The 19,015-nt window shown below is 41.7% G+C and carries 19 protein-coding genes; 13 read left to right on the forward strand and 6 right to left on the reverse strand.

Annotated elements, in window-relative coordinates; translation table 11 throughout:
- Positions 1-38 precede the first annotated feature (38 nt).
- The 9 genes from I595_RS14775 to I595_RS14815 all read left to right on the forward strand — a co-directional run bounded on the left by I595_RS14775 (position 39) and on the right by I595_RS14815 (position 9,189).
- Complete coding sequence (locus I595_RS14775) at positions 39-503, forward strand: DUF4920 domain-containing protein (RefSeq protein ID WP_054560216.1); 465 nt, start codon at positions 39-41, stop codon at positions 501-503.
- Between the two features lies 1 nt (position 504).
- Positions 505-1,173 carry a tRNA (5-methylaminomethyl-2-thiouridine)(34)-methyltransferase MnmC2 gene (gene mnmC2 / locus I595_RS14780; RefSeq protein WP_054560217.1) on the forward strand — a complete coding sequence of 223 codons (669 nt, stop codon included), beginning with the start codon at positions 505-507 and terminating at the stop codon, positions 1,171-1,173.
- A gap of 132 nt (positions 1,174-1,305) precedes the next feature.
- Positions 1,306-2,268 (forward strand): TIGR01777 family oxidoreductase, encoded by a 963-nt coding sequence (locus tag I595_RS14785; protein WP_054560218.1) that lies wholly within the window; start codon positions 1,306-1,308, stop codon positions 2,266-2,268.
- 424 nt (positions 2,269-2,692) lie between these two features.
- Positions 2,693-3,259: a nucleotide exchange factor GrpE gene (locus I595_RS14790; RefSeq protein ID WP_054560219.1), complete on the forward strand. Its 567-nt coding sequence runs from the start codon at positions 2,693-2,695 to the stop codon at positions 3,257-3,259.
- A 9-nt stretch (positions 3,260-3,268) separates the two neighbouring features.
- On the forward strand, positions 3,269-4,384 hold the full coding sequence (gene dnaJ / locus I595_RS14795) for a molecular chaperone DnaJ (protein ID WP_054560220.1): 1,116 nt from the start codon (positions 3,269-3,271) through the stop codon (positions 4,382-4,384).
- A 316-nt stretch (positions 4,385-4,700) separates the two neighbouring features.
- On the forward strand, positions 4,701-5,639 hold the full coding sequence (locus I595_RS14800) for an ABC transporter ATP-binding protein (RefSeq protein ID WP_172675955.1): 939 nt from the start codon (positions 4,701-4,703) through the stop codon (positions 5,637-5,639).
- Positions 5,632-6,972, forward strand: a complete 1,341-nt coding sequence (locus tag I595_RS14805; protein ID WP_054560221.1) for an ABC transporter permease — start codon at positions 5,632-5,634, stop codon at positions 6,970-6,972. The genes I595_RS14800 and I595_RS14805 overlap by 8 nt, the downstream gene beginning before the upstream one ends.
- 4 nt (positions 6,973-6,976) lie before the next feature.
- Positions 6,977-7,867, forward strand: coding sequence for a mechanosensitive ion channel family protein (locus I595_RS14810; RefSeq protein ID WP_054560222.1), 891 nt, complete (start codon positions 6,977-6,979; stop codon positions 7,865-7,867).
- Positions 7,868-8,025: 158 nt separating this feature from the next.
- Positions 8,026-9,189: a sigma-54-dependent transcriptional regulator gene (locus I595_RS14815; protein WP_054560223.1), complete on the forward strand. Its 1,164-nt coding sequence runs from the start codon at positions 8,026-8,028 to the stop codon at positions 9,187-9,189.
- Between the two features lie 81 nt (positions 9,190-9,270).
- Here the strand turns inward: I595_RS14815 and I595_RS14820 are convergent, their stop codons facing one another.
- Positions 9,271-10,005: a hypothetical protein gene (locus I595_RS14820; protein WP_054560224.1), complete on the reverse strand. Its 735-nt coding sequence runs from the start codon at positions 10,003-10,005 to the stop codon at positions 9,271-9,273.
- A 229-nt stretch (positions 10,006-10,234) separates the two neighbouring features.
- Here I595_RS14820 and I595_RS14825 point away from each other — a divergent pair, with 229 nt between their 5' ends.
- The 3 genes from I595_RS14825 to I595_RS14835 all read left to right on the forward strand — a co-directional run bounded on the left by I595_RS14825 (position 10,235) and on the right by I595_RS14835 (position 13,738).
- On the forward strand, positions 10,235-11,119 hold the full coding sequence (locus I595_RS14825) for a PPK2 family polyphosphate kinase (protein WP_054560225.1): 885 nt from the start codon (positions 10,235-10,237) through the stop codon (positions 11,117-11,119).
- A complete protein-coding gene (locus I595_RS14830) occupies positions 11,116-12,507 on the forward strand; it encodes a M20/M25/M40 family metallo-hydrolase (protein ID WP_054560226.1) in 1,392 nt (463 codons plus the stop codon). Before I595_RS14825 ends, I595_RS14830 begins: the two co-directional genes overlap by 4 nt.
- A 298-nt stretch (positions 12,508-12,805) precedes the next feature.
- Complete coding sequence (locus I595_RS14835; protein ID WP_054560227.1) at positions 12,806-13,738, forward strand: peptidylprolyl isomerase; 933 nt, start codon at positions 12,806-12,808, stop codon at positions 13,736-13,738.
- Positions 13,739-14,267: 529 nt separating this feature from the next.
- On the opposite strand, the gene I595_RS14840 is transcribed toward I595_RS14835, so the two are convergent.
- Both I595_RS14840 and I595_RS14845 read right to left on the reverse strand, forming a co-directional pair.
- Positions 14,268-14,462 carry a cold-shock protein gene (locus I595_RS14840; protein WP_054560228.1) on the reverse strand — a complete coding sequence of 65 codons (195 nt, stop codon included), beginning with the start codon at positions 14,460-14,462 and terminating at the stop codon, positions 14,268-14,270.
- An 89-nt stretch (positions 14,463-14,551) separates the two neighbouring features.
- The gene (locus I595_RS14845) at positions 14,552-15,190 is read right to left on the reverse strand and encodes a peroxiredoxin (protein WP_054560229.1); all 639 of its coding nucleotides are present in this window, start codon (positions 15,188-15,190) and stop codon (positions 14,552-14,554) included.
- Between the two features lie 249 nt (positions 15,191-15,439).
- On the opposite strand from I595_RS14845, the gene I595_RS14850 reads away from it, so the two are divergent.
- Positions 15,440-15,988, forward strand: a complete 549-nt coding sequence (locus I595_RS14850; RefSeq protein WP_054560230.1) for a YfiT family bacillithiol transferase — start codon at positions 15,440-15,442, stop codon at positions 15,986-15,988.
- 52 nt (positions 15,989-16,040) lie between these two features.
- Here the strand turns inward: I595_RS14850 and I595_RS14855 are convergent, their stop codons facing one another.
- Genes I595_RS14855 through I595_RS14865 form a run of 3 tightly spaced genes read right to left on the reverse strand, consistent with a single transcriptional unit; the run spans position 16,041 to position 18,802 of the window.
- Positions 16,041-16,580: a GNAT family N-acetyltransferase gene (locus I595_RS14855; protein ID WP_054560231.1), complete on the reverse strand. Its 540-nt coding sequence runs from the start codon at positions 16,578-16,580 to the stop codon at positions 16,041-16,043.
- On the reverse strand, positions 16,568-17,125 hold the full coding sequence (locus I595_RS14860; RefSeq protein ID WP_054560232.1) for a thioredoxin family protein: 558 nt from the start codon (positions 17,123-17,125) through the stop codon (positions 16,568-16,570). The genes I595_RS14855 and I595_RS14860 overlap by 13 nt, the downstream gene beginning before the upstream one ends.
- Before the next feature lie 21 nt (positions 17,126-17,146).
- Positions 17,147-18,802 carry a DUF885 domain-containing protein gene (locus I595_RS14865; protein WP_054560233.1) on the reverse strand — a complete coding sequence of 552 codons (1,656 nt, stop codon included), beginning with the start codon at positions 18,800-18,802 and terminating at the stop codon, positions 17,147-17,149.
- Between the last annotated feature and the right edge of the window lie 213 nt (positions 18,803-19,015).

Genomic DNA, 19,015 nt, shown 5'->3' on the forward strand with positions numbered 1-19,015 from the left:
TGCTCAAAAAGGATGATAAAATTTGATTTTTTTTAGATATGAAAATTTTTAACAAATTAGTTATTGGATTGATGATGATTGGGAGTATTACCCTGCAGGCCCAGGATATGGCCGGGTATGCACCATACGGAAAAAGTTTTACGGCCACTGATGTAAAGACTGGAGAGCTATATGAACATTTAACGGCATCGGATACCACGGTGACACAACTAAGCGGCACCATTAAAGAGGTATGCAAAGCAAAAGGCTGTTGGATAAAGGTAGATTTGGCCAATGGCAACGAAGTTTTTGTCAAGTTTAAGGACTATGGATTCTTCGTTCCCACGGATACGGGCGTAAGCCATGTTATCATGAACGGTTTAGCCTTTGTGGAAGAAATGTCGGTAGATGAACAGCGCCATTACGCTGAGGATGAAGGGGCAAGCAAGGAAGAGTTGGAAAAAATTACGTCACCCAAAAAGACCTTACGTTTTGAAGCTGATGGGGTTTTGATTAAAAGGTAAGTTGAAAAGACGCATCATTAGGACCTCCGATGGTTCCAATACCATCCAGATAGAGGATTGGAACGAGCAGTATCATTCTAAGCATGGGGCGGTACAAGAAGCCTACCATGTATTTATAAAACACGGGCTCTATCATCTTAATTTAGATGCACTCAAGATTTTAGAGATAGGATTTGGTACAGGACTTAATTCCCTTATCACCTTAATAGAATCCAACAAGCTAAACAGAAAAGTCTACTATACCGGTGTGGAGAAATATCCAATAGACGTAGGGTTAATCAAAGACCTGGATTACATTGGGGCATTGGACGCTGCACCTTACAAAGAACAACATTATTTGATGCACCAGTGTCATTGGAATGCCCCTGTTGAAATATCGCCACAGTTTGTCTTACGCAAACAGCAAAAAGATTTCTTGGATATCACGGACAAATTGGCATATCACCTGATATATTTTGATGCATTTGGCGCTAGGGTGCAGCCAGAACTTTGGACGGTGCCCGTTTTTAAAATAATGTTTGAGGCCTTGGTCGCCGGTGGCGTTTTGGTCACCTATTCGGCAAAAGGCAGTGTAAGAAGGGCCATGCTAGAAGTGGGGTTCCAGGTAGAGCGTTTGGCCGGTCCGCCTGGTAAACGGGAAATGCTACGTGCCACTAAAATCAATAGCTGACCAGTCCTAAATGGTTGGGTGGGATACCTAAAGGACTTAAAGCTTTGCTAAAGATCAAACAATACTGTTAAACCTTCTTTAAGACTTCGTAATCAGTGTTTTAAATCAGTTACTTTTGAACAAAATGTAATGATGAAAAAGGTGTTGATTACTGGGGCTACCGGACTTATAGGTAGTGAGATTGTTGCAGAACTGCGTTCGCAGGACATAGAGGTCCACTACCTAAGCACAAGTAGGGACAAGATTAAGGCAACCGCTGGTTATACCGGTTTCTATTGGAACCCTGCGAAGGGTGAAATTGACGATGCATGCTTTAACGGAGTTACGCACATCATTAATTTAGCTGGTGCCACCATTGCGAAACGGTGGACGGAAGCTTACAAAAAAGAAGTGTTGAACAGCCGTGTAGATAGTTTAAGAACATTACACACAGCAATTAAGGCCTTAAAAGGGCATACTATAAAATCTTTTGTGGCAGCTTCAGCAATTGGACTTTATCCCAATTCCCTTAGTACCTTGTACACAGAAAATTACTCCGGTGAGGCAGATGATAGTTTTTTAGGGGATGTGGTCGCGGCATGGGAAAGGGAAATAGACAGTTTTAAACAGTTTAGTTTTAGTGTGGCGCGCATCCGTATAGGACTTGTATTATCCACAAACGGAGGCGCTTTGCCAGAAATGGCAAAACCCATGAAGCTTTATGCAGGCGCAGCTTTTGGCTCGGGCGAACAATGGCAGTCATGGATTCATATTAAGGATTTGGCCCGTATGTTTATCTATGTGGCAGATAAAGCCCTTGAAGGCATATACAACGGCGTAGGTCCAAACCCAGTAACCAATACCAAGCTCACTACAGAGCTCGCAAAAGTATTGGATAAACCACTGCTTTTGCCTAATGTACCGGAATTTGCAATGAAAATGGTCCTTGGGGAAATGGCCTATTTGCTGTTTACCAGTCAAAGGGTAAGCAGCCGTAAAATAGAGAAAATGGGTTTCCACTTTACCTATATCAATATCTGTAAGGCACTTGAGGCCCTTTATGCAAAAGAAACGGTGAAAAACACCTCAGCTGCCGCTAAAAAAGAATACGCTTAACGGTATTAATAAGGCTGTTTTATCCTCCTGTTTCTTAACGGAAAGCTACATCTGGTGAACGCTCCACATCTTTAATACTAAAATCGTAAAACAATGGGCGGATGGTACTGCATACCATTATTCGTTATCCTATAGGTCTTAACATGTACGGACCAGACTACTGATGAGATTTCCACAGTTTTTACAGCCTCCTACACTTACGTTTAGGTTAACCAAGCATTTCAAGTGATTGCCCAAACCTTTTAGTATCTAAAGACATTACTTTTAACACTAGTTTTTGGCCAATTATAGCGAGGATGGGTTACGCCCTAAACTACACTTATCCAGAAAAAGCTGAGGTGAAGCTACTTTAAGTGACATTTTGACATTTTAGCTGAATTGGCAGTACTTTTGACAATAGTACCGCAGAATAAAACAGCATGTTATGGCCAAGAAGAAAAAGGCAGATAAAATTGACAAAGAACAACAGCAAGACCAAGCTGTTGAGACGGTTGAAAATGAAGGGCAGCCACTAAATGAAGAAGAAGGTAACGACCAATTGTCCATAGAAGAAGAGCTACGGGAAGAATTGGGAAAGGAAAAAGATAAGTTTTTAAGATTATTTGCTGAATTTGAAAACTTTAAAAAACGTACCTCCAAAGAACGCATGGAGCTTTTTAAAACTGCTGGCCAGGATGTGATTGTTTCTTTACTGCCGGTAAAGGACGATTTTGATAGGGCATTGAAGGAAATTGCCAAATCTGAGGATAATGAACTATATAAAGGTGTGGAGCTCATTAGCAATAAGTTCAGTGAAACCCTAAAAAACAAGGGTTTAGAAGAGGTTGAAGTGAAGCAGGGTGATTCCTTTGATGCAGAAATCCATGATGCCGTGACGCAAATTCCAGCCCCGGACAAAAAGTTAAAGGGTAAGATTATTGATGTGATAGAAAAAGGATTTAAACTGGGTGATCGTATCATCCGTCATCCTAAGGTTGTGGTAGGCAATTAAAAAAGTTAGATGAAACAGGATTATTACGAAATACTGGGTATCTCCAAAAACGCTTCGGCGGCGGAAATCAAAAAGGCCTATAGAAAAAAAGCTATTGCGTACCATCCGGATAAAAACCCCGGGGACAAGGAAGCTGAGGAAATGTTCAAAAAAGCTGCTGAGGCCTATGAGGTACTAGGAGACCCGGACAAGAAAGCAAAATATGACCAATATGGCCATGCTGCTTTTGAGGGCGGTGGCTTTGGTGGTGGAGGTATGAACATGGACGATATCTTTAGCCAGTTTGGGGACATTTTTGGCAGTGCTTTTGGCGGTGGAGGTTTTGGAGGCTTTAGTGGTTTTGGCGGCGGTCAAAGAAGGGTTAAAGGGAGCAACCTAAGAATTCGTGTAAAGCTAACGCTTGAAGAAATAGCCAACGGTGTGGAGAAAAAGGTAAAGGTGAGGCGCAAGGTACAAGCTTCTGGGGTTACCTACAAGACCTGCAGCACCTGTAACGGCAGCGGTCAGGTCACCAAAATCCAAAATACCATACTTGGTAGAATGCAAACTGCGGCCACGTGTAATGCATGTGGTGGCGCGGGACAAATAATGGACCATAGACCGCCCGGTGCCGACGCACAAGGGTTAACTACAGAGGAGGAAACCGTATCCATTAAAATACCGGCCGGCGTAGAAGAAGGTATGCAATTAAAGGTGTCCGGCAAAGGTAATGGAGCCCCGGGAAATGGCGTCCCTGGTGATTTATTGGTAGCCATTGAAACGGAAGAACATCCAACCTTAAAGCGGGAAGGCGATAACCTGCACTATGATCTATACATTAGTATTTCGGAGGCTGTCTTGGGCAGTTCAAAAGAAATAGACTCGGTTGGTGGCAAGGTTAGAATCAAGTTGGAACCTGGCATCCAGTCTGGTAAAATATTAAGATTACGGGGTAAAGGGGTCTCCAGTTTAAACGGTTATGGCAATGGAGACTTGTTGGTACATGTTAATGTGTGGACGCCAAAAGAGCTAAATAAGGAACAACGGGAGTTTTTTGAGCGGATGCAGAACGATGAAAATTTTGTCCCTAGCCCAAAAAAATCCGATAAATCATTTTTTGAAAAGGTAAAAGATATGTTCTCCTAAGAATGAGAACATTTTGGTATTGTCAATTAAATAAAAAACGTATATTTGACGCAGATACTGTTTAACGGTATCTAATTTTCTTTTTCATAGCAATTTTTTTCCCATCCTTGATTCTTTTGAGGGTGGGTTTTGTTTTTAAGGGGTTTTTTGTGTTGGATGTGGCTACTTTAGGTACTTCATTAAAAAAGCAAAGGTTAAACACTTATGTTAATTTACTCCCTTTATAAAAGAGTTTCCGCAAATATCAAAGCTTAGTTTTGAGACTGGTAATACTGGGAAAATACCACAATAAGGTATCTTTGGGTAAAGGAATGTTATGAGCGATATATTACAGGTAGAAAAGGTGAGTAAACGGTTTGGTGGCCATGCCGCACTTACTCAGGTATCCCTTACCATTCCAGAAAATTGTATTTATGGTCTTTTGGGCCCCAATGGAGCAGGAAAGACTACTTTAATCAGAATCATTAATCAAATTACCCACCCAGATGAAGGTAAAGTTTATTTTCAGGGCCAGCCTCTTGCTCCAGAACATATCTCGCATATAGGATATTTACCAGAGGAACGTGGGCTATACAAAAGCATGAAAGTTGGGGAGCAGGCCCTGTACTTGGCACAACTAAAAGGACTTTCCAAAAAAGAGGCAAAAATAAGACTGGATTATTGGTTCAAAAGATTGGATATCGGGGACTGGTGGAACAAAAAAATCCAAGAGTTGTCCAAGGGCATGGCACAAAAAATACAATTCATCGTAACGGTGCTCCACAAGCCCAAACTGCTCATATTTGATGAACCCTTTAGCGGGTTTGATCCTATAAATGCCAATAAGATCAAAGATGAAATTCTAGCACTGAAGGAACAGGGCACTTCCATTATATTTTCCACCCATAGAATGGAATCTGTAGAGGAACTATGTGACCATATTGCACTCATACATAAATCCGAGAAAATATTGGACGGTAAATTATCGGAGGTGAAAAACGCCTACAAAAATAATAAGTACCGTATTGAGCTTCATTTAAGTGACAGGTCCGATGCTGTTATACATGAACTACGAGCCTTATTCGAGATTTCGGATGAAATTGTTATAGACGATACACGCAACCACACCTTCACCCTGCGCCTACCCAATGGGGATACTACGGATTTTTTAAGGTATTTACATCAGAATGGGATCCATTTAAAAACGTTTCAAGAAATAATTCCTTCCACCAACGAGATTTTTATCAAAACTATAAACCAGAAGATGCATGCATAAGCTAAAGCTTATTATAAAACGGGAATATTTGGCCAAAGTACGCAACAAGTCCTTTGTGGTCATGACCTTTTTAAGTCCAATATTGTTGGTGGGCATGGTGATGTTGATTGTGTTTTTGACCAAGGTCAATGATAATGAAACTAGGGTAATCATGGTCTTAAATGAAAGTGATTATTTTTCTAATGCATTTCATTCCTCGGGCAATGTTTCCTTTGTTCCATACAATGCTATAGACTTGGAATCCGCAAAGGATTCCACCTTAAAGATGGGCATCTACGGACTGTTATATATACCCCAAGCGGAAACCTTGGAAGCAACAGCAAACCATGCCACTTTTTATTCCAAAGACAACCCCGTAGGCAGTATACTTGATAGGGTGGAACGTATTTTTCAGAACAGGTTACAACAGGGTAGGTTACAGGATTTAGGGGTCTCTGCCAAGGATTTCGCTGCCGTCTCCGAAAGTTTTGAAGTAAAAACATCAACTTTTGAAGGAGCGCGAAGCCTAAAGGGAATTAATGAGGTAAAGGCCGTAATCGGCGGACTGTTTGGGTATTTAATTATGATGTTTATCATTATCTATGGTGGGTTTGTGATGCGCAGTGTGATTGAGGAAAAAACGAGTCGCATCATAGAAGTTATCATTTCCTCGGTAAAGCCGTTCCAATTAATGCTAGGTAAAATTATTGGCACTTCCCTGGCGGGAATTACCCAATTTGTGATTTGGATTCTTTCCGCTTCGTTTTTACTGCTGGTTGCCATGTTTTTGTTTGATGTGGACATGGCTGCCCTAAGGGGTGCCTCTACTGAAGGCAATAATCCCGTAATGCAAATGGCCCCAATACCATCCAGCAATTTTAGTGATGTGCAACTGTATGCCCAAGAATTGATGCAAATTCCATGGGTATTATTGATCAGTTCTTTTTTACTGTACTTTATGATGGGCTATCTAATATATAGTTCCATTTATGCAGCCATTGGAGCCGCGGTGGATAACGAGACGGATACACAGCAATTTATTTTTCCGATTATCTTACCTTTAATGTTGGCCATTTATGTAGGTTTTTTTTCCGTTTTTAGCAATCCAAATGGCCCAATAGCCGTTGGGTTTTCCCTGTTCCCTTTAACTTCCCCTATTGTAATGCTCATGCGCTTGCCGGGTGGTATTGGTGAGGGAGGCGTACCCTTATGGCAATTTTTGACCAGTATAATATTGTTGCTGGTGACCTTTTTGGGCATTGTATGGTTGGCTGCAAAAATTTACAGGGTTGGTATCCTTATGTACGGTAAAAAACCAACCTATCGAGAATTGTATAAATGGTTAAATTATTGATTTTATGCAAGAAGCGGATACTACGGAGATAAAGGAAATATTTAAGGAAGATGTTCTAGGTTCCATTCAAGACTTTCTCAATTGGGGCATTCATTTGGGAGAAGGTGAAGATTCTATACACATCACCATTGGCCTACTATTATTATTGGTGCTGGCATTTATGGCCACCAGTTTTGTCCTAAAATGGTTTAGAAGGTTGTTTACCCGTAAAATGGACCAAGAGGACAAAAATAAGTTTATCAGCATTTTTAAATTTATCAAATACGTAGTTTACGTCATTGTCATACTGCTTACCATGAGCGCCGCGGGGATAAATGTAACCGTAATCTTAACGGCATCTGCCGCATTGTTCGTTGGTTTGGGTTTGGCGTTACAGGAGCTTTTTCAAGATATAATTGGTGGTGTTTTTATTATAGTGGATAAATCCCTGCGCGTGGGTGACATTGTAGAGGTCAATGGAAAGGTGGGCAAAGTATTTGAAATTAAATTACGCACCACAAGGGCATTAACGCGTGATGATAAGGTTATTGTGATACCCAACCATAAATTTATCAGCGATATTATTTATAACTATACCCAGAACCATAAGACGACAAGGGAGAAAGTGAGTGTTGGGGTAGCTTACGGCAGTGATGTTCAGTTGGTAACCAGCCTTTTGGAACAAGTGGTCAACAACCAAAAAGGAATTTTAAAGAATCCCAAACCTTTTGTCATTTTCGAGGATTTTGGTGATTCTGCCTTGTTGTTCTCCGTGAATTTTTACATCACGGATAGTTTTAGCGACCCACGCATTAAAAGTAATGTGAGGTATGCCATTGATGCCGCTTTTAGGGAACACCATATTAGTATTCCATTTCCACAAAGGGATGTTCATTTGTTCCATAGCAAGAAATAAAGTTTTACGTGGTGGATGGATTAAAAGTGGACAGCAATGCAACTTGGGATGGCATCGTTATTGGTAAGGATATCCTAAGTATCGATGGTTAGTGGGGCAATGCATAGGTCTAACCGTGGATGTATGGCAATTGAGTAATAAGATTTAAAATAAGATATATGTCAAAAATATTGGTAATTGAGGATGAAGCCGCCATTAGAAGGGTCTTGGTCAAAATTTTAAGCGAGGAGAGCGATAGCTACGAGGTTTCTGAGGCCGAGGACGGGCTTAAGGGAATGGATATCATAAAAAAGGAAGATTTTGATCTAGTGCTTTGTGATATTAAAATGCCAAAGATGGACGGGGTAGAAGTATTGGAAACTGCTAAAAAGGTGAAGCCAGAGATTCCCTTTATCATGATCTCCGGTCATGGCGATTTGGATACCGCCGTTAATACCATGCGCTTGGGGGCCTTTGATTATATCTCCAAACCACCAGACTTAAATAGGCTGCTCACCACGGTAAGAAACGCCTTGGATAAAAAAGAGTTGGTCGTTGAAAACAAAATACTCAAGAAAAAAGTAGGCAAGAACTATGAGATGATAGGGGATAGCCCGCAGATAGGGACCATTAAAGAAATGATAAAAAAGGTGGCACCAAAAGATGCGCGGGTGCTTATAACGGGGGAAAATGGTACGGGGAAAGAGTTGGTCGCGCATTGGTTGCACCAGAAAAGTGCCCGTTCCTCCGGTCCGTTCATTGAGGTCAATTGTGCTGCCATCCCTTCTGAATTGATAGAGAGCGAGTTATTTGGCCATGTAAAAGGGGCTTTTACCTCTGCAGTAAAAGATAGGGCAGGTAAATTTGAGGCAGCAAATAAGGGCACTATTTTTTTGGATGAAATAGGGGATATGAGTCTGCCGGCCCAGGCCAAGGTGTTAAGGGCATTACAGGAAAGTAAGATTCAACGGGTAGGTACTGACAAGGACATTAAAGTGGATGTGCGTGTTGTTGCCGCAACAAACAAAGACTTAAAAGCTGAAATTGCGGAGGGTAATTTTCGGGAAGATCTGTACCACAGGCTTGCGGTCATTATTATCCCCGTTCCGGCCTTAAATGATAGGCGGGATGATATCCCCTTGTTGATCAACCATTTTACCAATAAAATAGCCAATGAACAGGGTACGGCACCTAAAAAATTTACGGCAAAGGCTATTAATTTGCTAAAAAGCTATGATTGGACGGGTAATGTCCGCGAGTTACGCAATGTGGTGGAGCGTCTTATTATTCTTGGGGGTGCAGAGGTGAACGAAGAGGACGTTAAGCTTTTTGCCAGCAAGTAATAAGAAACCGTGCTTTTGGGTCTAAGGAATAACGTCTGGCTTTCTTCACGTAGTTTCCCCAATGGTATGGTATCGGTTTGCTTATTTGCCCAAGCAGGTATGTAGGCCGGCCAACTCCTCATAGGTAGCTTCCAGCATTTTTACATGGTAAAGTTTCCTTACCGGGGTAATCGCATCATCAGCCAGTTTTAATTTGGTGAACTCCTGCACATTGGTCAAAAAATCTTTAACCTCTTCACAGGTTAAACTCGTCCTTAGGTCTGTTATGGATGTTTTAAAGTTTGTTATTTTTTCGTCTACCTTTTGTTGGAATTCTTGAGGAATGTCAACTTCCTGTTTTGGTAAGGAAAGATGTTCAGTGGCTTTCATCGTATCACCTTCTATGGTATTCATGGTAAGCACGTCATCCGTATAAAGACTTTTGGTATTTCTGAACGCATGAAGCTTATCCAGACTTTTCTCCGTTAATTGTAAGGAAGACTGCAATAATTGCAAAGACGTCTGATGGTCGTTCGCCTGAGTAGCCTGCCTTAGAGATAATTCCGCTTTTTTTATGGTTACATAGGCATCGTTACAACCGCAACTTTCAAAATTGTCCGCTGTCTTAAAGATACCTTTTAAAGCCTTGTAAGCGTAAAATTTGGACAATTCCAAACTAGGTGCTTTTAAGGCCCGTTTGGTTTGTGATTTTATGAATTCCGTATGCTGGTTAGCAAAGGCACATGGATCGTTGAGGCTGAACGAGAAGAGTAAAAATAATGTACTACCGGCAAAAAGTAAGGTAGAAACACAGAAGCGTTTGCTGTAGGTTAACATATGGTTTAATTTGGGATCGTAAATGTATTCTTTGTGCTACATTTTTTATAAAACACTCGTTAAAACCAAATCTTTACTCGATAACCGCAGCATTTTGGTAGCAGTGGCAGCCTTGCGCCGGCAATAAAAAAAGTGGCAAGGCAACCCCCTAGTTTTTTAGATACTGATATTGGGTTCTGCGAGGTAATCGCTCCTTAAAAAATCGCTAAAAATCCTTATATTTCGGTCTATGGAAGACATCAACATAAACAAGTACCTGGTGCAGGAAGGGATGAGGTTAAAAGACAGGACAACCCATGAAAACTTTGGACAAGAGAGTAAGGCATTAAAAAAATCATTAAGACAGGTCAGCAAGGAATTGGCACAATTTCAGGATTCTTTGTACGCACATAATAAGTACGGAGTCTTGGTCTGTTTACAGGGCATGGACACCTCTGGAAAAGATAGTCTTGTCCGTGAAGTATTTAAAGAGCTAAACGCTAGGGGAGTGGAGGTGCACAGCTTTAAAGTGCCCACAGAACTAGAACTTGGCCATGATTATCTGTGGAGGCATTATCTGGCACTTCCAGAAAGGGGTAAGTTCAGTGTTTTTAACAGAACCCATTATGAGAATGTGCTGGTCACAAAGGTACATCCCCACTATATCTTAAATGAAAATATACCGGGTGTTGATACGGTTGAAGATATTAACGATGCGTTTTGGGAGAAAAGATATCGCCAAATCAATGACTTTGAGCGTCACCTTAGTGAAAACGGCACCCTGATTTTTAAGTTTTTTCTCCATTTGTCAAAAGAAGAACAGCGCCAACGCTTGCTAAGAAGATTGCGTTTAAGACGAAAGAATTGGAAGTTTTCCCCAGATGACCTTAAGGAACGTAAACTATGGGATGCCTATCAAACCTATTATCAAGAAGCCTTATTAAAAACATCAAAACCACATGCGCCTTGGTTTGTGGTTCCCGCAGACGATAAAAAAGCAGCTAGGCTAATAGTCGCTACTATTTTATTGGAATCGTTAAAAAAGTACAAAGATGTGCAGCCTCCCGAGTTGGATGAGGAAATAAAAGCTAATTTAGAAAGCTTTATACAGGAATTGGAAAACGAAGCCCCATGAAACTATATTTTTTGATTGCTTTTTTCTGCGTCACAACCCTCACGGCCCAAGATGATGCCAAGCAGCTAAGGTCCATTTATGATATGGCATTAACGGACGGTATGGCCTATGATTGGCTTAATCACCTGTCTAACCAGATTGGGGGTAGGCTTTCTGGATCTGTGCAGGCACAACAGGCTGTAGAATACACTAAAAGGCAGTTGGACTCCATTGGCTTGGATAGGGTTTGGCTACAACCAGTAATGGTGCCCAAATGGGTTAGGGGTACCCCAGAGTTTGCCTACATTGAAACACGGCCGGGAATGACAACAAATGTGCCTATTTGTGCTTTGGGTGGTTCCGTTGCCACCCCCGATGTAGGCATTAAGGCAAACGTGATCGAAGTAAAGGGTCTAGAAGAGCTGGAAGCCTTGGGCCAAGAAAAAATAAAGGGTAAAATCGTGTTTTTTAACAGACCTATGGACCCTACTAAAATCAGTACCTTTTCTGCCTATTCCGGATGTGTGGACCAGCGGTATTCCGGGGCTGAGGAAGCTGCCAAGTACGGTGCCCTTGGTGTTATTGTGCGTTCCCTAAACTTAAGGTTGGATGATTATCCGCATACAGGTTCCATGAGTTATGGGAACACCCCTATCCAAGACCGTATTCCAGCGGCCGCCATAAGTACAAAGGGGGCAGAATTATTAAGTACCTCGCTAAAATTAAATCCCGATATACGATTCTACTTTAAGCAAAATTGCAAGCAGTTTGATGATGTGGAATCCTATAATGTCATAGGTGAGATCAAGGGTAGTGAATTTCCTGATGAAATAATGGTCGTAGGCGGGCATTTGGATTCTTGGGATTTAGGGGATGGTTCCCATGATGATGGTGCCGGAGTGGTACAAAGTATGGAGGTACTTCGGCTGATCAAGGCCAACGGATATACACCCAAAAGAACCTTGCGTGTGGTGTTGTTTATGAACGAGGAAAATGGACTTCGTGGTGGGAACAAGTATGCGGAGGTAGCAAAAGCAAAGAATGAAAAGCATGTATTTGCCTTGGAGAGTGATGCCGGAGGATTTACCCCAAGGGGGTTTTCTTTTGATTGTACTGACGCAGCTTTTGAGCAAATAAAAGGTTGGAAAGAGCTCTTTGAACCCTATTTAATCCATCAGTTTGTTCGTGGTGGCAGCGGCGCGGATATAGGACCGTTAAAGGATGAAGGTTTGGTGCTCTCAGGATTACGACCAGACTCCCAACGATATTTTGACCATCATCATGCCGAAATCGATACGTTTGAACATGTAAATAAGAGAGAGTTGGAACTTGGGGCGGCAACCATGGCCAGCTTAGTGTATTTGGCGGACAAGTATGGGTTCCCAGCCACAAGGAAAATAAAGGGGTAACATTACTTAGTTCAACTGGTTTTAGCCACCCAAATGTAGGCGCCGTTTGGAAATCGGTAGTTTAACGCTCCGCAGCACTATTATGCTTTGATTACGACATTTGTTTGGTGCATTCCCGGGAGCTTAGCCCATATTCCAGCAACATTTTAAAAGTACTGCGCCGGTGCTACAAGTTAAGGATTGACACTGGTCCGTGTAAGGCATAACCAATTTGGATGCCCTTGCTGTCTGGTTACGCCTATTCACCTACTTTGATAGTAATTCCATTATCTTTGCACCCGATAATAAAAACATAAAGATGCAAGAAGGTATTTACGCAAAATTCAATACAACAAAAGGGGAAATTTTAGTGAAACTCACCCACGATAAAACCCCGGGAACCGTGGGTAATTTTGTTGCTTTGGCAGAAGGTGATAAAGAAAATGGAGCAAAGCCCAAGGGAACCCCGTATTATGATGGACTTAAATTTCATAGGGTAATTCCAGATTTCATGATACAGGGCGGTTGCCCGCAAGGTACGGGGACTGGAAGCCCGGGATATCAATTTGATGATGAGTTCCACCCAGAATTGAACCATAGTGCACCCGGTGTGCTTTCCATGGCCAATGCAGGTCCAGGAACCAATGGCAGCCAGTTTTTTATTACCCATGTCCCAACCCCATGGTTAGATAATAAGCATACCGTTTTTGGTCATGTTACAAAAGGACAAGAGGTCGTGGATGCCGTTGCACAGGGGGATACCATAGAAAGTTTGGAGATTGTACGGGTAGGGCAGGCGGCAGAAGCTTGGAATGCCGTTGACGCTTTTAATACTTTTGAAAGCACAAAAGCAAAACGCCTGGCAGAGGAAAAGGCCAAGGCCGAGGCAGCTATGGAAGAATTGGCGGCAGGTTTTGAAAAAACATCTTCGGGATTGCGCTACAAAATGATACAGGAAGGCAGCGGACAGAAAGCCGAAAAGGGCCAAAAGGTTTCCGTACATTATGAGGGCAGTCTACCTAACGGACAAGTGTTTGACTCATCTTTTAAAAGAAACCAACCCATAGATTTTCAACTAGGGGTAGGTCAGGTAATCCCTGGTTGGGATGAAGGCATTTCATTGCTAAAAGTAGGGGACAAGGCAAGATTTGTGATTCCATCAGACTTGGCATACGGTACAGCTGGTGCCGGCGGGGTTATCCCACCAAATGCCACGTTAATTTTTGATGTGGAATTAATGGCCGTATCATAGGCGTAATGGACAAGTAAAGAAAGAGCCTCGAACTATCGGGGCTTTTTTTTTAGGATAATTGTGTCTTACTGCAAGGGACAGAAAGCTGTAACCTAAAACCAATGGCTGAGTGCGGCTTGGACTCCCTCTACCATTTTATAGAAGTTCATGGTGGTTGGCTAAAAGGGCTAGTTGGCTTTATTCACGCTTAAAAAAAGCATGGCGGCATTAATGGCCAACAAGCATATTAAAATGGATAGGAATGTTACCATGATTGTATATGTGGGTTAACGTACTTAGTTAACAGTTTAACGGAGAAAAACCCTACTTTATTATTTTGACAATAAATGTGTTTGGTGGTTTCATGGGTATAAGATGGGCTACCCTATGGTTCTTAAATTAAAATTTTTCTTTCTAATAGGTCGTGTCATAGAGGTCATACATGCGGTCTTACCTCTTAAAGGTGCCTTAAGGATTATCTTAAATTGTACACAAAAAAATCCCCAGAAATTTCTGGGGATTTAGCTTATAAAAAAGTGTGTTATTGACCTTAATCTACAACTTGTACGTTTACGGCGTTCAATCCTTTTTTACCTTGTTGTAGTTCGAATTCTACAACGTCACCTTCGCGAATTTCATCGACTAAGCCAGAAATGTGTACAAAGTGATCTGTGTTTGAACCTTCTTCAGTAATAAAGCCGTAGCCCTTAGAATCATTGAAGAATTTTACTGTTCCTTTACTCATAATAAATAATAATAAAAAATTAATTTAAGCCACAAAGGTACACTTAATTTATTGACAATGAACACTTTTATATTAAATAATCTTTAAACTTATACTGTTGGGTCTGGTGTCATACGTAAATAGGGTTTAATTTCCTTTACCCCTTTGCTAAAAATGGTTTTAGCCTCTGCTGTTCCAATGGCCGGACTTACTACTACATCCTCCCCGTTTTTCCAATTGGCCGGGGTAGCTACCTTATGGTATGCGGTGAGTTGTAGGGAGTCTATTACCCTTAGAAGTTCATAAAAATTCCTACCCGTGGACGCAGGGTAGGTTAACATTAGCTTAATGGTTTTATCTGGTGCAATAATAAATACGGACCGCACGGTAAGATTGTTGTCTGCCTTGGGGTGTATCATATCGTACAGGTTAGAGACTGTTTTGTCTTTATCCGCAACAATAGGAAAGTTTACCGTGGTCTGTTGGGTTTCGTTGATATCCTTAATCCATTCTTGGTGGGATTCAGCTCCATCAACGCTCAACGCCATCATTTTCACGTTTCTTTTGGAAAATTCCTCACTAAATTTTGCGGCAGTGCCTAGTTCCGTAGTGCAAACTGGGGTAAAATCTGCTGGATGCGAAAACAATATACCCCAGGCGTCACCCAGATAATCATAAAAGTTTAAGGTCCCTAATGAGGTTTCAGCGGTAAAATTTGGGGCGGTATCCCCTAATCGTAAGGTACTCATAGTTCAATTTTTAAATTAGTCTACAAAGTTAGTGGATTAAATAGGTTTTTTATTCTATATGGTGTTAAGAATGCACTAAAAATAAAGAGGCCTTGGCAATTGGGATAATTGATTTGTGGACTTCTCCTTAATTGCTATGGTATTCACCAAGGATGTGTATATTTAGTACTTGGACATTAGACATTAAGATGTGCGCCAGGAAGTACTTTTTTAATGGTATAATGGTCTCATTTAATTGTTTTTTAAAGTATGACAACAGCAGCCCTTGAGAAATTAAAATACCCAATAGGTACTTATCAAATTCCAATGCCTATAACCGACCATCATATTGTAGAATGGATAAACGTTTTAGAGGAGCTTCCCTTAACGTTGGAAGCTATGGTAAATAATCTTACCCAAGAACAGCTTGCCACGCCCTATAGGCCTGGCGGTTGGACCGTTAGGCAACTTGTCCACCACATTGCGGATAGCCACCATCACAGTTATGTGCGCTTTAAGTGGGCGCTTACCGAAGACAATCCTACCATTAAACCGTATTTGGAAAAGGAGTGGGCAGCGCTTTTTGACTCTAAATCAGCTCCCGTTTTCCTATCCTTGCAACACTTGGGTGCTGTTCATGCAAAATTGGTCTATTTGCTAAAGGGTCTGGATAAGAAAGATTTGCAGCGTACTTTTATGCATCCTGATGGGAATACCAAAACCACTCTGGCCGAAAATATAGGCAGGTATGCCTGGCATGGCTCCCACCATTTGGCACATATTCAAAACTTGGTGCTTCGTATGAATTGGACTACGTAAATTCATGCCCATTGCCCACTAAAATAAAAGTCTAGGGGTTAAAAAAAATCCACTAACTACCCACTAAGCTCTTGGTCATTACCCACATGGCTTTTTCTGATGGTTTTACCTTGGGCAAGGTGATTTCTGCAGCCTCCAAAATTCGATAGCCTTGTTTTTGATAAAATGTCATGGGTTTTCCTTTTTGCATAGTAAAAAGCCATACGAGCTGTCTGTTGGCTGCACGCGCAAAATCTTCGACAAATTTCAAGACCGTACTACCAATCCCTTGATTGGTGCTCACTTTTGTTAAATAGATTTTATGGAGTAGAAGGTTGTTTGTGGGCAGTCCGGCTCTGTTTACATCCAAGGTAATTGCTAAAATGCCTACGGCCTCGTGGTTACATTCAACAATAAAAAGATGTTCACGGTCATTTGCGAGTGCTTTTTTAACGGATTCCTTGGTTAAGTTCGCTGAGATAAAAGGTTCTGGGTCACTATTTTCCCAGAGGTGTAAATAATGTTCCTTGTAGGATTGGATACCTACCCTTAGGTAGCTGTTAATGTTATCCTTTGTTACTGGAACAATACAGACCGTACTTAGTTTTTCCATTTTATGTTACAGCCAATACTAGGTTTCTGATGCGCAGGTACATCCCTTCCAGCTAACAAGCAATCCATGGCGTTGCGTAAATCTTGGCCGGTTAAGGGAATATCGTTTCCAGGCCTGGAATCATCCAACTGTCCACGATACACCAATTGCAAGTTAGTATTAAACAGAAAAAAATCAGGGGTACAAGCGGCATCGTAGGCTTTGGCCACGTCCTGAGATTCGTCATAAAGGTAAGGAAAGGTATAACCTGCCTCTTTGGCTTTTTGCTTCATAAGCTTCGGACTGTCCTGAGGATAGTTTTCAACGTCATTGCTAGAAATACCAATTAGTGAAATTCCTTTTGCTTGATAATCTAACCCAATTTGGGCCAGTTCTGGGTTAATGTGGATAACAAACGGACAGTGGTTGCAAATAAAAAAAATCAAGGTACCTTTTGGTCCTTTAAGTTCCTCAAGGCTTTTATGCGTTTCACTTACGGTATCAAATAGGGTAAACTTTGGGGCTATGGTGCCAAGGGGCAACATATTGCTCAGTGTTCTTGCCATAGTGTTAAATTTTAATTTTTTTTAGTTTGATGCATCCCAAATGCTTTGCAGATGTTGGTTTTCGCCGGTCATCTGCCAATGGCCAAGGCTTATGGGAATGTTCCCTATGCTGTTAAGTTCATCAAAAAAGTCCTTTACGCTAAACGCTTTCTCGTTGCCTTCCTTCATTTTGGCATAATCTGCCATGGCGGCTTCCAAAAGATATTTCCCCGTAATGTAACTGGTACCGTACCCAGGTTGTCTTAGGTATAAATGCTGTTCAAAAATTAAAAGGTCTTTTTCCGTTTTCATCCAGCCCCTTGGCGTATATTCTGAATGGATACTGCCGGCATCTTCCATGCTCAATTGGTTGGCATGTGCATACAGGGAGCCCAGCCCCCTTGCCGCTCGTTGTGCAATCATGATATACACGATTTCCCGGACCCTTGGGGAATCATCATAAAGACCCGCATCCAAGAACATCTCTTCTACGGCAGTTGCCGTTCCCTCATTTCTGGAATCAAAAATATTATAGAGGAGTGCCCCTTTTCGTACAGGGCTGCTATGCGGTTCGGTATCCATTCTGGCCAGTTCAAACCAATGGTAAAAATGGGAGTAGAGGGGCCTGGCATCAAAATGGCGGCCTATTTCAAAAAAGTTCCGCTTTTCTTCAGGAACAAAAGTGCCCAAATGTTCATAGAGCGCTGGCTTGTAATACGGTTTTACGGTAACAATTTCCTGTTGGTCCAGAAATTTTAGAAGGGACTTGGCTGCCTTATCTGTCATTGTTTTGAATTCCTCAGCTGATGCTGCTGCTTTTAAAGGAGGTAATTTCCTGTTACGATGTTCCTCTAGTTTGAGTGCGGCCCATGCTCTTGCCAGTTCGCGTTTTAGCAAAAGGACCTCATCTTCCCAGGTTAATGGGACTAGGTGCACATTTTTAAGGTACCAGGTATAATTGTCCTTACCAATGCCTGAAACACCATTTTTAAACTTGGCCTGTTCCTCCAACCAACTGGCAAATTCCATGGTGGAAAGCATGGCGCTATTTATTGCCTTTTGCATTTGGCGGTCCTTTTTCAGCTCAGGATGAATTTTGAGTTGATTTAGTTGACTGGCTTGATTCTTTATGGTTCGTATTCCTGCAATCCACAGCTCCTTGGCATTGCCAGTAAGGTATTCCCGGGCTTTTGCATTAATGCCGGGAATTAGCGTAAACTGTGCAAGTAACTTGGAACGGTCTTCTTTGGTCAACGGAAATTTATACTGCCAAAACTCCAATATGGCATGATGGGTAGGGCCTTCATGTGCGGGAACATCACTACGGTACATCCAGAGGGTTTTATAGAAGGCAGGGTCTCGTTGCCAAGGTCTAAGCACCCGATGGTTAAAGTCATAGCCGTTCATTTCTGCCCAGACGATCATCCAATCCACCTTTTGTGCTGTTTCCCAACCAGTGGTGTCTATTGCCGTTAACTTGTCTTGTAAAAGCTTAAAATTTGGGTGCCTTGCGTTGAAGGTAGCTGCTGAATAGTCTGGAACACCATCCACCTTTGGAGGATCTTCAAAAGCGCGCCACTGGGAAAAAAGACTGGTCAAGGTTTGATAATCGTCTCCCTCGTTGCTTCTAATTTCATTTTGAAATCCAAAACCGAATATGCTACAACCCAGGCAGACTATGGTGAAAAGTAGTTTCATTACGTCCATATTAATTGCCTATTAAGGTACGCAATTCTGCTGGAAATTTGATGTTTTGGTGCGCTTGTCCTGGCAGTTTATTGTAGCACCTAGAAGAAAAGTTAGGCAATGGTATTTACATACCTTAAGTACTTGGTTGGCCATAGCACTTGTCTTTTTTTGTCAGATTCAAGTAAAGCGGGTATTATAAGGCACCCATTCCCAGCTTTTAAC

This window comes from Croceitalea dokdonensis DOKDO 023 (assembly GCF_001306415.1).
Taxonomy (GTDB): domain Bacteria; phylum Bacteroidota; class Bacteroidia; order Flavobacteriales; family Flavobacteriaceae; genus Croceitalea; species Croceitalea dokdonensis.

Bases quoted from the DNA above. Each gene is read 5' to 3' on its own strand.
- I595_RS14775 (WP_054560216.1), top strand. From the start codon at position 39: ATGAAAATTTTTAACAAATTAGTTATTGGATTGATGATGATTGGGAGT.
- I595_RS14785 (WP_054560218.1), top strand. From the start codon at position 1,306: ATGAAAAAGGTGTTGATTACTGGGGCTACCGGACTTATAGGTAGTGAG.
- I595_RS14790 (WP_054560219.1), top strand. From the start codon at position 2,693: ATGGCCAAGAAGAAAAAGGCAGATAAAATTGACAAAGAACAACAGCAA.
- dnaJ (WP_054560220.1), top strand. From the start codon at position 3,269: ATGAAACAGGATTATTACGAAATACTGGGTATCTCCAAAAACGCTTCG.
- I595_RS14800 (WP_172675955.1), top strand. From the start codon at position 4,701: ATGAGCGATATATTACAGGTAGAAAAGGTGAGTAAACGGTTTGGTGGC.
- I595_RS14805 (WP_054560221.1), top strand. From the start codon at position 5,632: ATGCATAAGCTAAAGCTTATTATAAAACGGGAATATTTGGCCAAAGTA.
- I595_RS14810 (WP_054560222.1), top strand. From the start codon at position 6,977: ATGCAAGAAGCGGATACTACGGAGATAAAGGAAATATTTAAGGAAGAT.
- I595_RS14815 (WP_054560223.1), top strand. From the start codon at position 8,026: ATGTCAAAAATATTGGTAATTGAGGATGAAGCCGCCATTAGAAGGGTC.
- I595_RS14820 (WP_054560224.1), bottom strand. From the start codon at position 10,005: ATGTTAACCTACAGCAAACGCTTCTGTGTTTCTACCTTACTTTTTGCC.
- I595_RS14825 (WP_054560225.1), top strand. From the start codon at position 10,235: ATGGAAGACATCAACATAAACAAGTACCTGGTGCAGGAAGGGATGAGG.
- I595_RS14830 (WP_054560226.1), top strand. From the start codon at position 11,116: ATGAAACTATATTTTTTGATTGCTTTTTTCTGCGTCACAACCCTCACG.
- I595_RS14835 (WP_054560227.1), top strand. From the start codon at position 12,806: ATGCAAGAAGGTATTTACGCAAAATTCAATACAACAAAAGGGGAAATT.
- I595_RS14840 (WP_054560228.1), bottom strand. From the start codon at position 14,462: ATGAGTAAAGGAACAGTAAAATTCTTCAATGATTCTAAGGGCTACGGC.
- I595_RS14845 (WP_054560229.1), bottom strand. From the start codon at position 15,190: ATGAGTACCTTACGATTAGGGGATACCGCCCCAAATTTTACCGCTGAA.
- I595_RS14850 (WP_054560230.1), top strand. From the start codon at position 15,440: ATGACAACAGCAGCCCTTGAGAAATTAAAATACCCAATAGGTACTTAT.
- I595_RS14855 (WP_054560231.1), bottom strand. From the start codon at position 16,580: ATGGAAAAACTAAGTACGGTCTGTATTGTTCCAGTAACAAAGGATAAC.
- I595_RS14860 (WP_054560232.1), bottom strand. From the start codon at position 17,125: ATGGCAAGAACACTGAGCAATATGTTGCCCCTTGGCACCATAGCCCCA.
- I595_RS14865 (WP_054560233.1), bottom strand. From the start codon at position 18,802: ATGAAACTACTTTTCACCATAGTCTGCCTGGGTTGTAGCATATTCGGT.